At 68.3% G+C, this 13758-nt stretch carries 11 protein-coding genes; 1 reads left to right on the plus strand and 10 read right to left on the minus strand.

Annotated elements, in window-relative coordinates:
• Positions 1 to 126: 126 nt before the first annotated feature.
• The 10 genes from trxA to QGN30_RS02625 all read right to left on the minus strand — a co-directional run bounded on the left by trxA (position 127) and on the right by QGN30_RS02625 (position 12114).
• A complete protein-coding gene (gene trxA, locus QGN30_RS02580) occupies positions 127 to 480 on the minus strand; it encodes a thioredoxin (protein WP_008262471.1) in 354 nt (117 codons plus the stop codon).
• The gene (trxB, locus tag QGN30_RS02585) at positions 477 to 1487 is read right to left on the minus strand and encodes a thioredoxin-disulfide reductase (protein WP_014386142.1); all 1011 of its coding nucleotides are present in this window, start codon (positions 1485 to 1487) and stop codon (positions 477 to 479) included. The genes trxA and trxB overlap by 4 nt, the downstream gene beginning before the upstream one ends.
• A 103-nt stretch (positions 1488 to 1590) precedes the next feature.
• Entirely contained in the window at positions 1591 to 2361 is a 771-nt protein-coding gene (locus QGN30_RS02590; RefSeq protein WP_014386141.1) for a hypothetical protein, read from the minus strand.
• A 59-nt stretch (positions 2362 to 2420) separates the two neighbouring features.
• On the minus strand, positions 2421 to 3008 hold the full coding sequence (sigM, locus tag QGN30_RS02595) for an RNA polymerase sigma factor SigM (protein WP_009957433.1): 588 nt from the start codon (positions 3006 to 3008) through the stop codon (positions 2421 to 2423).
• 79 nt (positions 3009 to 3087) lie between these two features.
• Positions 3088 to 6657 (minus strand): murein biosynthesis integral membrane protein MurJ, encoded by a 3570-nt coding sequence (locus QGN30_RS02600; RefSeq protein WP_009957435.1) that lies wholly within the window; start codon positions 6655 to 6657, stop codon positions 3088 to 3090.
• A 65-nt stretch (positions 6658 to 6722) separates the two neighbouring features.
• Entirely contained in the window at positions 6723 to 9125 is a 2403-nt protein-coding gene (locus QGN30_RS02605) for a hypothetical protein (protein ID WP_248923290.1), read from the minus strand.
• The gene (locus tag QGN30_RS02610) at positions 9122 to 9856 is read right to left on the minus strand and encodes an NUDIX hydrolase (RefSeq protein WP_014386139.1); all 735 of its coding nucleotides are present in this window, start codon (positions 9854 to 9856) and stop codon (positions 9122 to 9124) included. The genes QGN30_RS02605 and QGN30_RS02610 overlap by 4 nt, the downstream gene beginning before the upstream one ends.
• A gap of 94 nt (positions 9857 to 9950) precedes the next feature.
• Positions 9951 to 10193, minus strand: coding sequence for a hypothetical protein (locus QGN30_RS02615; protein ID WP_020188382.1), 243 nt, complete (start codon positions 10191 to 10193; stop codon positions 9951 to 9953).
• 65 nt (positions 10194 to 10258) lie between these two features.
• The gene (locus QGN30_RS02620) at positions 10259 to 10501 is read right to left on the minus strand and encodes a hypothetical protein (protein ID WP_026071095.1); all 243 of its coding nucleotides are present in this window, start codon (positions 10499 to 10501) and stop codon (positions 10259 to 10261) included.
• Positions 10502 to 10608: 107 nt separating this feature from the next.
• Complete coding sequence (locus tag QGN30_RS02625; RefSeq protein WP_326566281.1) at positions 10609 to 12114, minus strand: putative alpha/beta hydrolase; 1506 nt, start codon at positions 12112 to 12114, stop codon at positions 10609 to 10611.
• 191 nt (positions 12115 to 12305) lie between these two features.
• Here QGN30_RS02625 and QGN30_RS02630 point away from each other — a divergent pair, with 191 nt between their 5' ends.
• Positions 12306 to 13748 (plus strand): CCA tRNA nucleotidyltransferase, encoded by a 1443-nt coding sequence (locus tag QGN30_RS02630; RefSeq protein WP_009957441.1) that lies wholly within the window; start codon positions 12306 to 12308, stop codon positions 13746 to 13748.
• Positions 13749 to 13758 lie beyond the last annotated feature (10 nt).

Consider the following 13758-nt stretch of genomic DNA (forward strand, 5'->3'; position numbering starts at 1 on the left):
AGGGCCCTCCGGGACAAACTGACACGCTCATAGATGGGCAACAGCTAACCGTATTGTCGCAGACGGTTCGCGAATTCCAGAAAACCCCAGGCTATGCGCCGGGGCGTGGTGCGACGATCGAAACGATCAGCTGAGGCCGGGGACCGCGTCAGAAAGCTCGCGCAGCAGCGCGGCCTTGCCCTTGGCGCCGACGATCCGCTTCACCGGTTGGCCGTCCTTGAACAAGATCATGGTGGGGATGGAGACGACCTGGAAGTTCTGGGCGGTTTCGGGGTTGGCGTCCACGTCGAGCTTGGCGACGGTGAGGTGATCGCTGCGCTCGCCGGCGATCTCCTCGAGGACCGGCGCCACCATTTTGCAGGGTCCGCACCATGTGGCCCAAAAGTCCACTAGCACAGGCTTATTGCTGGACAGCACCTCGGTTGAAAATGATGCGTCCGAGACTTCTATTGTGGCCCCGGCCTTTTCGGCATCGGTCATTGTGGTGCTCCAATCAATGTGTCGGTACTGCCCGGAAATTCGGTTGCGTCGCCCTGGGCGGCGGCGCTGGACTCTTCGTGGTCGGCGAGCCAGCGTTCGGCGTCGATGGCGGCCGAACAGCCGCTGCCGGCGGCGGTGACGGCTTGGCGGTAGGTGCGATCCACCAGATCACCGGCGGCGAACACCCCCTCGATCGAGGTACTGGTGGTGCGGCCACGCACCAACACATACCCATCCGCGTCGGTGTCGAGCACCTCGCGCACCAACTCCGAACGCGGGTCATGCCCGATCGCCACGAACACCCCGCTCACCGCCAACGTCGACTCCGCACCGCTCACCGTGTCACGCAACCGCAACCCCGTCACCGTCTCGGCACCCTCGACCGCCTCGACCGCCTTATTCGTCACAAACGTGATCTTGTCGTTGGCCCGGGCCCGCTCCAGCATGATCCGCGAGGCCCGGAACTCCTCACGGCGATGCACCAACGTCACACTGCGGGCAAAGCGGGTCAAAAACGTGGCCTCTTCCATCGCCGAATCCCCACCACCGATCACCGCGATGTCTTGATCCTTGAAAAAGAACCCATCACAGGTCGCACACGAGCTCACCCCACGACCTAGCAACTCCTGCTCACCGGGCACCCCCAAATAGCGGGCCGCCGCGCCCATCGCCAAAATCACCGCCCGCCCCCGAACGGTGTCCCCCTCGCTGGTGGTCACCGACTTCACCGCGCCCTCCAGCGACACCGATTCGACGTCTTCCATGCGCAGATCAGCACCAAACCGCAACGCCTGCTCACGCATCTGATCCATCAACTCCGGACCCATGATCCCGTCACGAAAACCCGGATAATTCTCCACCTCGGTGGTCGTCATCAACGCCCCACCAAACGACGTCCCCTCAAACACCACCGGCGCCAACTGCGCCCGCGCCGCATACAACGCCGCGGTATACCCAGCAGGACCCGAACCAATAATGATCACGTCATGCACAGTGTCGGCGGTCATGAAAACCTTTCGAGCGATCGTCTCTGGACCCGTATAAACGCCAGCGTGGGTACGGCTGTTCCCGGGAGTTCGCAACAGCGGGGGCACCGCCCATGGCACCACATTAGGGGCGCGGCACCTGGGTATTGGCCAACAGCCCGGTATCGGCGGCGCTGCAATTTGGTGAAACGACGTAGACGGCCAGGACGTGCGGGCTGTCGCCGGGTATCACCAGAACGACGCCGGGGCGCGCGTTGACCTCGACCGGGCGCGCGCCCAGCACCTGTGTGGCCGCCGGATAGCCGAGGCCGGTGAGGCAGGAGGCGCGCCGGGCGGGGTCGCTGAGCGTGCCTCCGGAGGAGCCGAAGTCGGGTGCGCGGTCGAGCAGGCCGACGATTTCGTCCGCGGAGAGCGGGACCTCCATCGGCGGCGTCGACACCGTGATGTGCTGGACGTCGCCCGGGGTGCTCGGGGCGGGTTCGGGAGCGTGCAGGAGCGCGACTGTGCCGAAGCCGATCGCGGCCAGCGCGGCGCACAGACCGGCGACCGTCGCGATGAGGCGCGCCGGCCGTAGACGCGGGCGTGCGGAGTGGGCGGCCCGTCCGGGCGGGGGCTCCGCGGATCGCAGGGCCGCCGAGATCCGGGCGGCGACACCCGGGGGCGGGTCCGGTGCGCAGGCCGGGTCGGCGCCCACGGCGGCGAGATCGCGACGAACCCGGTTCAGCGCGGCGAGCACGCCCGCGGCCTGCGGATCGGCGCGGACCTGCCGGCGGACCCGGGCGGCGGCCTCGTCGTCGAGCGCGCCGGCCTGCAGATCGGCGAGCAGTTCGACGGTCAGCGGCGGGTCCGATTCCGCGCTGCGGTGATCCGCCCCGTCGTTGTCCGCCGCATCCATCGGACCCAGTGTCCGTCATGCGCCGGCGGATGGCCACGGATGGGCCCGCGCGGCGACGGTCAGGCCTGGCCGGTAGCGCCCTCCGGTGTGGCGTGGGCGCCGGCGTTGAGGTAGCCGAGTAGTTCGGCGAGGCGGCCGCGGCCGCGAGCACACCGGCTCTTGATCGTGCCCTCGGCGACGCCGAGCAGCCTGGCGGTGTCGGCCACCGAGTAGCCCTGCATGTCGACGGCCACCACCGCGGCCCGTTGCTCGAGGGGAAGGCGCATCAAGGCGCGCTGCACCGCCATCGTCGTCTCGACCTGGGCGGTCCGATCGGCGACCGGGTAGACGTCCTCCAGCGGAACGGTCGGGTGGGCCTTGGTGCGGCGCAGCCGGTCCAGGCAGGCGTTGACCACGATGCGGTGCAGCCAGCTGCCGACGGCGGCGTCGTGCCGGAACGCGCCGGCGCCGCGGTGCGCGGAGAGCATGGCGTCTTGCAGCGCGTCTTCGGCGTCCTCGGGGGTGCGAGTGGTGAGCCGGGCAAGCCGGTGCAGGTGGCGCTGGTGACGCAGGAACAGCTCGCTGAAGGCGTAGCGGTCACCCGCCACATGGGCTGCCAGCAGCTCGGCGTCACTGCGGTCCCGCTTGACGTCTCCCCCGAAGCCCACGGGGCGGACATTAACTAATCCCGTATCGGGCGGCACTTCACTCGGGAGCGGTGGTGTGAGTGTGTGGAACGCGCGCGGATCAGGACGCGGCCTGGACCGTGATCTCGAAAAAGCCGGCCTGGCTCTTGCCGTTCGTGGTTCCCAGCGTGGAGATCCAGACCAGCAGATTCGACGTCGGCGAACCTGCTCTGACCGGGATGACGTTGTGGCCGGGCTTGAGCGTGAAGGCCTGAGCCAGCAGCTTGGTGTCGTTGAGGGAGGCCGGGGCCGACGAGGAGGCCGCCCGGATCTCGACCTTGGTCCCCGAGCTGGGCGTGTCGATGGTGACCTGGCCGACGACGGTGGGGTTGGGCAGCTGCAGGATCAGGCCCTCGCCCTGCTTGAAACTGGGGAAGGGCACGGCGTCGGTGTACACCTCGGTGGCCCAGGCGGTGGAGGGGTCGCCGTCGATCGCCTGTCCGGCCGTGCCCGGGTTGTCGACCTCGCCGTCGGGGGAGTAGACGCTCGCCCGGGTGGGTTTCACGACGCTGCCGGCGGCCGCGGACGGGGTGGTCGACGATGACGCCGACGCGGACGACGAGGGGCCGTTCAGCCCGAGTTCGTCCTTGTTGAGGCCACCGCCGACGTTGCCGAAGATCTTGCTCACCACAGACGCCAGCACCAGCAGGGCCACCACGATGACGGCCAGGCCGGCGCCGGCGCCGATGAGCAGGTTGCGCCGCCGGCGCGCGAAGGTCGCCTGCTCTTGACCGGGCGAGATGAGCGCCGTCGACGGCGAGGGGGAATCGTCGATCGGGCCGAGCACCTCGGTGCGGTCGGCGACCGCGGTGGCCTGCTGAAGGAGGTTCAAAAGCGTTGAGGCGCTGCGTATTCCGCCGTCCTCCTGGACCGCCCGGACGGCGACCGCGGAGATCTGGAACGGGATGTCGCGGTCGACGGCCATGGGTTCGACGGGATTGCCCGAGGAGTCGCGTTCGGCCGGCGCGAGCCCGCTGCGCACCCCGCTCTCCCGCAAGGGCCACCGATTGACCAGGAGGGCATAGAGCGCGGCGCCGATGCCGCGGATGTCGTCTTGGGGGTTGGCGTCGGGCATGGTCGCCGGGTAGGCCAGCACGACGTCGCCTTCGATGCTGACCCGCACCCGGCTGGGGTGGTCGATCGACAGCGCGACGCCGGCGCGGTGGGCCGCGTCGGCGGCGGCGGCCAGCGATTGCATGGCCCGCACCGCGCCCACCGGTGAGGGCGCGGTGTCGGCGACCTCCTGCAGCGAGCCGCCCCGGATCCACTCGGAGACCACGAGGCCGCCGGAGCCGGTGTGCACCACGTCGAGCACGCGGGCGATGCCGGGTTTGTCGATGCGGCTGAGCCGCAGCGTGCGGGACAGGATCTCCTGCAGCACCTCGTCGGGCAGCGCGCCGTCCGGGTCGACGAACGTCAGCGCCACCTGCCGGTCCAGCGCGGTGTCCAGCGCCTGCCAGAACTGCAGCGGCGGCGCGCCGCCGTGGAACACCAGCAACCGGTACCGGCCGCCGGCGATCCGGGCGCCGGGAACCAGGTGGACGTCGTCGCCCGGCGAGTCCGCGGCGCGCTCGCGGGGCGCGTCGAAAGAGGCCGGGCCGCGCCGGGTTTCGCCACCGATGTCGCCGTTGGCGGGTTCGGGCGGGCGGGACGTCGAGCGTTGCGGCTCGTCGGCGGGGATGTCGGGCTGGAAGTCGTCGGCGACCGGCCGCGAAGTCCCTGACCCTGTGCCGGGGCCGGCGCTGGATGCGGGGCTCTCCATCGGTCGGTCGGTCACCTCCGGTCCTTTCGCTAGCCGGGCTCGGTTTGCCCGCTCCGGAGGCCTGCGCCGGATCGGCTCCTGGACCGCATTGACCCCAGGCGGGGACGAATTCCTCTGCTCAGGGTACGTGACCGGGCGCCGGTGAGACGATCGATCCGCTGGCTTCGGTCTGCGGGGCCGCGGCCCCCGGCCGGTGATGCGGAACCGCAGGGCGTCCAACGCGGCCTGCGCTTCGGGGACCTGCGCGCGGAGCATGACCGTGGCCGTGATCGGCAGCATGATGAGCCCCAGCACGAAGAGGCGGACCAGAGAGCCGGCGCCGCCGTGCTCGGTCAGCCCGTCGAGCCCGAACAGCCGATCCGCGACGTGCGCGGTCAGGCCGGCCAGCATGGATGCGGTGAGGGTCACCAGGATCGTGCGCACCTCGGCGACGCCGATCAGGTGGCCGCCCGCGGGCAACAGCGCGCGTCGCAGCAACAGGTAGCCGACGAGAGCGCCGGCGAGAAAGCCGACACCGTTGGCCATCCCCAGGAAACCGGCTACCAGCTTGGGGTCGTCGGTGAGGTGGGGCGCCAGCACCGAGCCGAGGATCTTGACCGCGGTGATGACGAGGATGATCACGATCGGCGTCCAGGGCTGTTCGCGCGCGTAGAACACCCTCAGCTGCAAGAGCACCAGGCCGTAGGGGATGAGCGTGAACGCCGAGAGCGCGATCGCGGCGCCCAGGTATCCGGCGTCGACGTTGCCGAAATGACCGTAGGCGAACAGCGCGCTGCCCATCGCGGGGCCGCCGACGGTCATGAAGGCCACGATCGGGATCAGCGTGATCAACGTCAGCCGGGTGGCCAGCGACAGGTCGGCGAGCACGGCTTTGGTGTCGTCGGCGGCCGCGTTGCGGCTCAGCCGCGGCATCACCACCGTCAGCACCGTCACCCCGATCATGCCGAACGGCAGCATCAGGACCATCCACGTGTAGTTGTAGATCGCGGGCCCGGATGCCGCTGCGGTGCTGGCGATCTGGTTGCCGACCACCAGGCCGAGCTGGCTGATCAGCACGTAGAGCACCATCGCGGCTGCCATGGTGCCGAATCGTTTGAGGCGTGCGTCGATGCCCCACAGCGGGCGCAGGTCGATGCGTTGCCGGCGCAGCGCGACCAGCAGCATCCCGGTTTGCGCGAAGACGCCGAGCGTGGTGCCGATGGCGAGCACCAGCAGCTTGGCGTTGCCCATCCGCACGGGATCGACCGACAGCTCACCGGGGACGGCCGCATAGATCGCCAGGGTGGCCAGCGCCACGACGTTGTTGACGACGGGCGCCCACGCGGTGGGCCCAAACACGTTGCGGGTGTTGAGGATCGCCATGAACACCGAGGTGAGTCCGTAGGCGAGGACCTGGGGGAGAAGCAGGTAGGCGAAGGCGACGGTCAGCGGCTCGTTGACTTGCGGGTCGCGGCCCAGCATCAGCCGCACCAGCAGCGGGGCGGCCAGCACCGAGACCGCGGTGGCGAAGACCAGCAGCGCGGTCGTCAGCGTGACCAGGCGCCGCACGAACGCAGCCCCGCCGTCGGGGTCGCCCTGCTCGGCGCGCGCGAGCACCGGCACGAAGATCGCGGTGAACGTCGCCTCCAGGACGAGCGCCGCCACCAGGTTGGGCAGCTGATTGGCCACCGAGAACGCGCTGGACAAGGCGGCGCCCAGGATCGCGGCGAGCAGCACCACCCGGGCGAAGCCGGTGAGCCGGCTGATCAATGTCGCGAAGGCCATCGCCCAGGACCGCGACACCAGCGCGGCGTCCGACAGTTCCGGGCGTCGGCGATCGATCCCGGCGGGCACGGGCGGCAGCGGCCCGGTCGGCGGCGAGCCCTGCATCGGGGAACGGCGCGGCGGCTGTGGCGGGCGGTGGTGGTGCGAGGGGGCCTGCCGGTAGGCGGGGGTCATACTCGGTGCTCTTGTTCGACCCGTTGGTCGGCGTCGTCGTGCGTGGCGCCGGATTCGGCCGCGTGCCGGGCGTGGGGTGGGTCGGGGCGATCCAGGTCGGCGGGATCGGGCTGGCCGCGGAAGCGGTGCCACAGCCGCCGGCCCGCCAGCAGCACCAGCACCGCCGCAGCCGACAGCGTGATCGCGAACAGGACCTTGCCGTAGGCGTTGGAATGCACGGACAGCCGCACCGGCTCGCCCAGCCGCAGACCGTCCGACGTCCGCAACGTCACGTCGACGGCGACGCGTTGGGTGAAGTTCACCTCGATCGGAATGCGCAGCGGGAGGTAACCGGGCGGCAGTTCGATCTGCCCGACGTCGGTGACGTTCATCCCCGGCGGGGCGTCCACGTGCACCCGCACCCGGATCGGAACACTCAGGCCGTTGTGCAGCGCCAACGGCAGCGGACTGTGCTCGGTGGCCAGCGTGTACGAGCCACCCGGGTTGACGATCGTGACGGCCCCGAACAGGTCGTTGATCGTCTTACCGACCACGGCCAGGCGCTCTTGCGCCAACCCGTTGCGGGAGTCGGGCGGTTCGGACTGGCTCAGCGCGCGCAGCATGTCCTCGCGCAGCGGCGCCGTGTATTGGACGCCGGTCAGTCCGGTGCGGTCGTCGGTCATCAGTGCGGACGTCAATCCCGACAGCCGGCCGACCTGGCCGGCGATCGCGGCGGTGACGTCGTCGTTGAACTGCCCGCGCGCGGAGGCGTAGGCGCCGGCTTCCTCGGGGGCTTCGGTGCGCGACGAGGCGTCGGCGATTACCGCCGGCAGGGGGCGCGGCACCGCCAGACCGGAGCGGACTGAGGTGCTCAGCGCGGTGAGCATGACCTGCGCGTCGTCGGCCTGCAGGTTCCACGTGGCCGGCGGGACCAGGATCTGGGCGCGCGGCGCGTCGTCGGGCCGGAGCGCGTGCCAGAAGATCGAGCCCAAGGCGTCCTGGCGGCGTGCCGTCACCGAATCGTGCGCCAGCCGGACCGTCAGGGACGGGTCCAGGTAGGTGGGCACCTCGGGGCTGGATCCCGCGCCCGCCAGCGCGGCCCCGACGGCCGGATCGAACGGCGCGACCGCGACCTGTGGGGACAATCGCCGGGGCGCGGTGTCGACGGCGGTCTCCGAGGAGCCCTGCGCGTCGGCGGCCGACAGGTCGGCGGCGGTGATCGCGACCGTGCTCTCGTTGGCGCCGAGCAGCTTGACCGCGCGGTTGGTCAGCGGGGCGTCGGGCACCAGCGTGGCGCCGCGGGTTGAAGAGACGTCCAGGATTTTGTCGACGATGCTGTTGCCGGTGGTGGTGGCCGTGGCGGTGAGGCCGGGATCGTTGACGCGCTGCAACGCGTCCAGGTCGGTTTGTGCGTAGGGCAGCGGGGCCACGCAGGTCCGGTGCGCGAGCGCGCGCAGGCGGTTCAGCCATTCGGTCGCGGCGGCCTGTCCCGTGCCGGCGTGGGTCGGGGTGCCCGGAATTTGACCCGGGCCGTCGGGCGAATTGGACACGATGTAACCCGCGGTCATCGCGTTGACGGTGACCAGCAGGTCGGGGTCGATCGCCAAACACAGCGCGCGGCCGACGGCGCCGTCGGGGTCGACGTCGTGGCTGGTCGCGACCTCGGCCGCCGACAGCAGGATGTCGAGCCGGCCACCGCTGGCCAGTGAGGTCGCCAGGTCGTCGTCGACCAGCCGGACCGGGATGGTTCCCCCTGGCACGCCGGGGGCCAGCCGTGGCCGATCGGCCAGCGGCCACAGCATGGTGATCCCCACGGGTTTGGAGGTATCGGGCGCGACGGCGGAGCCCACGTCGTCGGCGCGGTCGGGCGGCACCCCGACCACCGGCAGCAGGAAGCGCGCGTTGTCCAGCCGGGCTGGAGCGCCGTAGTCGGGCGTGCCGTTGACGTTGACCAAAACCGGATAGATGCCCGGCTTTTCGGCTCCCAGCGACGGTTTGGTCAGCGCGCGCAGCGGGGCCGACAGGGTGAAGCCGACCTTTTGCCCGCGCTGCAGTTCGGGCGCCACGGTGAGGAAATCGGCGGCCGCCTCGTACCGGTCGGTGTCGCCGTCCAGGGTGGTTCGCAAGCCCGCGGACGTGGTGACCGCGCCGGCGTGCTCAAGGCGGACCATCACGTCGCGAACGGGGCGGTCGCCGATGTTGATCACCATGCCGCTGACCGTCACAACGGGTGGACTGGTCGTGGTGACCACGTCCGGGGTGACCTGGTCGATGCGAACCCGCACGAACGGCGTCACCCCCGGCTCGCCCGCGGCCGCGGGTGGAACCACGGGCCCGGCGAGTACCGCGAGTCCGGCCACGATGCCAAGCACGGCCGCGATGCGCAGCAAGCCGGCCCGACGGAGAAGCGGCGCCGTCACGGCCCCGGTCCGTGGCCGTTCTTCCGGCCCGTGGCCGGTTTGTCAGAATGCCGGGTCCGCGAATGCGTCTGCGGGCGGCGCCGCGGCGCGCTGGGCGGCAGCGGGGGAAGCGCGGACGGGCCGTCGCTTTGCAGCTTGTCGATCAGTTCGTCGGCGACCCGGGCCAGGCGGCGTTCGTCGGCGTAGGCCAGCCGTGACGGCAGTTCTTGCATGGGCACCCAGGCCACTTCGGCGACTTCAAGGTCCTCGTCGGAGAGCTCGCCGCCGGAGAAGCGCATTAAGTAGTGATGCACGGTCTTGTGCACGCGGCGGCCGTCGGTGACGAACCAGTAGTCGATGCGCCCAAGCGCGGCCAGCACGCTGCCCTTGATGCCGGTTTCTTCGGCTACTTCTCTAATGGCTGTCTGTTCGGCCGTCTCACCGAGTTCGATGTGGCCCTTGGGCAGCGACCACAACATCCGTCCGCGCCGGTCGATGCGGCCGATCAGGGCGGCGACCTGCGAGTCGCGCGGTCCGTCGAGCCCGTCGATGACCAGCCCGCCCGCGGATGTCTCGTGGACCGTGCGCAACCGCTCCGGCCCGCGGCGGGACCCGCGCGATCGGCGCGGTTTGGTGGCTGTCGAATCGCCGTTTACTTGACCGTTGGTCTGCTTCTCGGACGAAGCCGCAGCGCCACGACCGCGGCGCCGTCCCCGGCGCCGACGTGGTTTGCCTTGTTCGCCGTCCGACACCCAAGCGATAGTAGCTGGCACGGCATGCTCTCCTGGACATACTCGCCGCTGGGTGGGTGCGCGATGGCGCAGTAGCCGTAACGGTTCCGTCGCGTCAGAGCGGGCCTATCGCCCCGGCGATGATGAAAGCGGGAATGAAGACCAAGAGTGAGAGTGGTCCGGACAGGCTGCCAATCATCATTCCGCGGCCAACCTGGCCCCATCGACCTGGTGCCCTAGCAACCAGCGCGCTGACGCCGATGTACGCCAGCGTTATTGGAAGAACGATAAATACGAAGGGCCACATCGGCAGAACGAACAGCCAGGTGGCAAGGTCGACCGCGAAAACGTGGACCATGGCTACTGCAAAAGTCAGCGGACCGTATAGGCCCATCGATGTGTGCATTGTTTTGTTATCGGTCATCAGCGCAGCACCATATAGGCGAAAATCGTGCCGCCCGCCAGTACAACGACTGAACAGCTCGCGAGGCTGAGACCGAGGCCGCGATTGAGCGGCGACCGCGACCTGAGCAGTGCGGCGCTGACCAAGAGCGACGTCAGGGTTGTGATGGCGACGGCGGCCAGCATCCATGCGCGTTCTCCGGCGTGCGCACTATGCGTTTCGAACGGCCACTTGCCCAGCAGCCACATGACGATCAGCAATATCCCTAAGACGGGTTGGACGACAAACGGCGCTGACCATGTGGCCGCGCGCCAGGCACCAGCATCGGAGAAATGCTGCAGCGCAGAAGACGTCATGTCGTCGCTTTTTGTCATTTGACGGTCATGCTGGGACAAGGCCGCCCGTGGTTATCGGTGGCACTGTGGGGGGGGCTAGTCGTAGGTCCAATTTCAGTGGCGGGTAGAGGAGTGGGCACGTCATATCGCTGATTCCATCCGCCACTGTCGAATGGCGCAAACGCGTTGCCGCCCAAGGGACCTACATCGTGATGCCGGAACAGGTTCAAAGCAGGACCCGCTGAGCTACCCGACCTTGCGGGGTCAAGCAACAGTGTGCGCGTCCCGCCACCTGGGAAATCTTGATAAGCCTCGAGGGAGGGGTAGTTAGTGCGTGTGCCATTCACTTGGACGCCTTCCGGTCCCGGCGTGAACACGAGGTCGCCATTGACAGTGATTGTGTGCCCCGCCAACGGACCGTTTGGGTCGGCTGTGAACCCAGGCGCGAAAGGATTGCCGGCATCGTATTTGATCCGCACCGATCCATCGGACAGCTGCGTAACGCTGCCCTTCGGTGTGCCAACCTTGACGGCGCCTGGAGCACCTGTTGAAGTCTCCTCGACGGAGGGGTTCTGACGCAGGATCACGAGACCGTTTTCGTAGTCGATATAAGTCGTTACCTTGGTGTCCTCTGGGTCAAAGTTTATGTTCGCTCCGCGATTGTTCCCAAGATCCCGGTTCCCAAAAGGAGAACTCGTGACGTCCCGTTGTTCGATCCACTGCGAGACACGGACGACCCCCTGGCCGGGCACTGGCCGAATCTTCACCACCTCGACCTGCGATTTCACGCCCTTGAACTTGGGGTCGTAGGTCTGAGGGTCTAGGGCGGCCGCCGTCTTCCAGTCAGCTGCTGATGTCGGTTCCCGTCCAAAGACCTGTTTAAATGCCTCGATCTGATTGTGAAGGCGTTGGTCGTCCGGCACGTCTCGCGGGGGCGCCTCCGGGATGTCGCCATCGAGGGCCCGGATCGGTGCCTCGTATCCGTCCTGCGTACGCAGGTTGGATTTCGAAGCTTGCAGCTGTTGAGAGTATTGCTCACGGATTTGTTGCAGTTTGTTCAGCGCCGCCTTGGTGTCGTTGATCGCATGCTTCTCGAGTCCCTCAATGTAGTGATCGAGCAGCTGCCTCTCCGACGCGGTTAAATGCGGATCTTTTTCGAGCTCGACGGCCTCGCCAATCTGATCATCGAGACCTTGTAGCCCGGCTTCGAGCGCTGAAATTTCACCGTTTCCGGATCGCTGGGCTTCGGCCAGAGCGGCCGCGATGTTTTCCAGATCAGCCGCGATCTTGGGAAGCTGTGCCGCTTGCACCCCGAGTGAAGTTTTGGCGCGCTGGACTTCGGCAGAATCGTTGATGGGATTCTCGCCGTCCTCGTGTGTCCAGGCCCGAGCGAAGCGGTCCCGCGCCTGATTAAATGCGGCTTCGGCTTCGGCCGTCGATTGGCCTGCGTCATGAAACGCTTTCGCAAGGTTCGAGATCCGCGCTGGCCGGCCGCTCTGTAACGTGCTGTTGATCTTCCACGGGTCGCCGCCCGCGAACATGATCAGCGCGCCCTCGCTTATGTATCGGAGATGCACCGCATCGTCCCGTCGTTCACCCTTCTTGTCGGACGTAAGGCTACTATCGCAAATCACCAGGTCAACTCACCTTCAGTGCGGATCCGCCATGATGCGAGCCGGTGCGAGGCTCCTCACACGGGCTTTTCGTTTCCAGCCGACTAGGCTGATCGAACGTGCCTGACGCCGCCCAGGATGCCGAGCTGCTGACCGCCGCCGCGGTCGCGCTCAATCGGCATGCGCCCGTGTTGGCCGAGCTGGGCTCCGCGTTCGAGGGCGCGGGCCACCAGCTCTACCTCGTCGGCGGTTCCGTGCGGGATGCCTTGCTGGGCAGGTTGAGTCCCGACCTCGACTTCACCACCGACGCGCGCCCCGAGCAGGTGCAAAACATCCTGCGGCGATGGGCCGACAACCTGTGGGACACCGGCATCCAATTCGGCACGGTCGGGGTCGGCAAGGGCGACCATCGCTTGGAGATCACCACGTTCCGCGCCGACACCTACGACCAGGTGTCGCGAAACCCCGACGTGCAGTACGGCGATCGCCTCGAGGACGATCTGGTGCGCCGCGACTTCACGGCCAACGCGATGGCCGTGCGCATCACGCCGGAGGGTCCGGGCGAATTCCTCGATCCGCTAGGCGGTTTGGCGGCGCTGCGCGAGAGGGTGCTGGATACCCCGGCCGCACCCGAGGTGTCCTTCGGCGACGATCCGTTGCGGATGCTGAGGGCGGCGCGGTTCGTCTCCCAGCTCGGCTTCACCGTCGCGCCGCGGGTGCGCGCAGCGATCGAACAGATGGCTTCGCAGCTGGGCCGGATCAGCGCCGAACGGGTAGCCGCCGAGTTGGACAAACTGGTGCTCGGCGACGACCCGACGGCCGGGATCGATCTGCTGGTCCAAACCGGCATGGGTGAGGTGGTACTCCCCGAGATCGGTGGCATGCAGATGGCCATCGACGAACACCACCAGCACAAGGACGTCTACCAGCACTCGCTGACCGTGCTGCGCCAGGCGATCGCACTCGAAGACGACGGGCCGGACCTGGTGCTGCGCTGGGCCGCGCTGCTGCACGACATCGGCAAGCCGGCCACCCGGCGCCACGAAGCCAACGGCGGGGTGAGCTTCCACCACCACGAGGTTGTCGGCGCCAAGATGGTCCGAAAGCGGTTGCGCGCCTTGAAGTATTCCAAGCAGATGGTCGAGGACATCTCGCAGCTGGTGTATTTGCATCTGCGGTTCCACGGCTACGGCGATGGGAAGTGGACCGATTCCGCGGTGCGCCGCTACGTCACCGATGCCGGCCCGCTGCTGCCACGGCTGCACAAACTGGTCCGCGCCGACTGCACGACCCGCAACAAGCGGCGGGCCGCGCGGCTGCAGTCCAGCTACGACCGGCTCGAGACGCGGATCGCCGAGCTGGCCGCCCAGGAGGATTTGGCGCGGGTGCGTCCCGACCTGGACGGCAACCAGATCATGGAACTGCTCGGCATCCCCGCGGGCCCCCAAGTCGGCGAGGCATGGCGGTTCTTGAAGGAGCTGCGCCTCGAGCGCGGCCCGTTGGACACCGACGAGGCCACCGCGGAACTGTTGGCGTGGTGGCGATCTCGGGGGAACGCTTAGCGGCGGCGTC

The sequence above is a fragment of the Mycobacterium sp. 3-98 genome, from assembly GCF_035918355.1.
GTDB classification, from domain to species: Bacteria; Actinomycetota; Actinomycetes; order Mycobacteriales; family Mycobacteriaceae; genus Mycobacterium; species Mycobacterium intracellulare.

What these genes read in the sequence shown, in the direction of transcription:
- trxA (WP_008262471.1), bottom strand. Translation starts at nt 480, where the DNA reads ATGACCGATGCCGAAAAGGCCGGGGCCACAATAGAAGTCTCGGACGCA.
- trxB (WP_014386142.1), bottom strand. Translation starts at nt 1,487, where the DNA reads ATGACCGCCGACACTGTGCATGACGTGATCATTATTGGTTCGGGTCCT.
- QGN30_RS02590 (WP_014386141.1), bottom strand. Translation starts at nt 2,361, where the DNA reads ATGGATGCGGCGGACAACGACGGGGCGGATCACCGCAGCGCGGAATCG.
- QGN30_RS02600 (WP_009957435.1), bottom strand. Translation starts at nt 6,657, where the DNA reads ATGCAGGGCTCGCCGCCGACCGGGCCGCTGCCGCCCGTGCCCGCCGGG.
- QGN30_RS02615 (WP_020188382.1), bottom strand. Translation starts at nt 10,193, where the DNA reads ATGGTCCACGTTTTCGCGGTCGACCTTGCCACCTGGCTGTTCGTTCTG.
- QGN30_RS02625 (WP_326566281.1), bottom strand. Translation starts at nt 12,114, where the DNA reads ATGTTCGCGGGCGGCGACCCGTGGAAGATCAACAGCACGTTACAGAGC.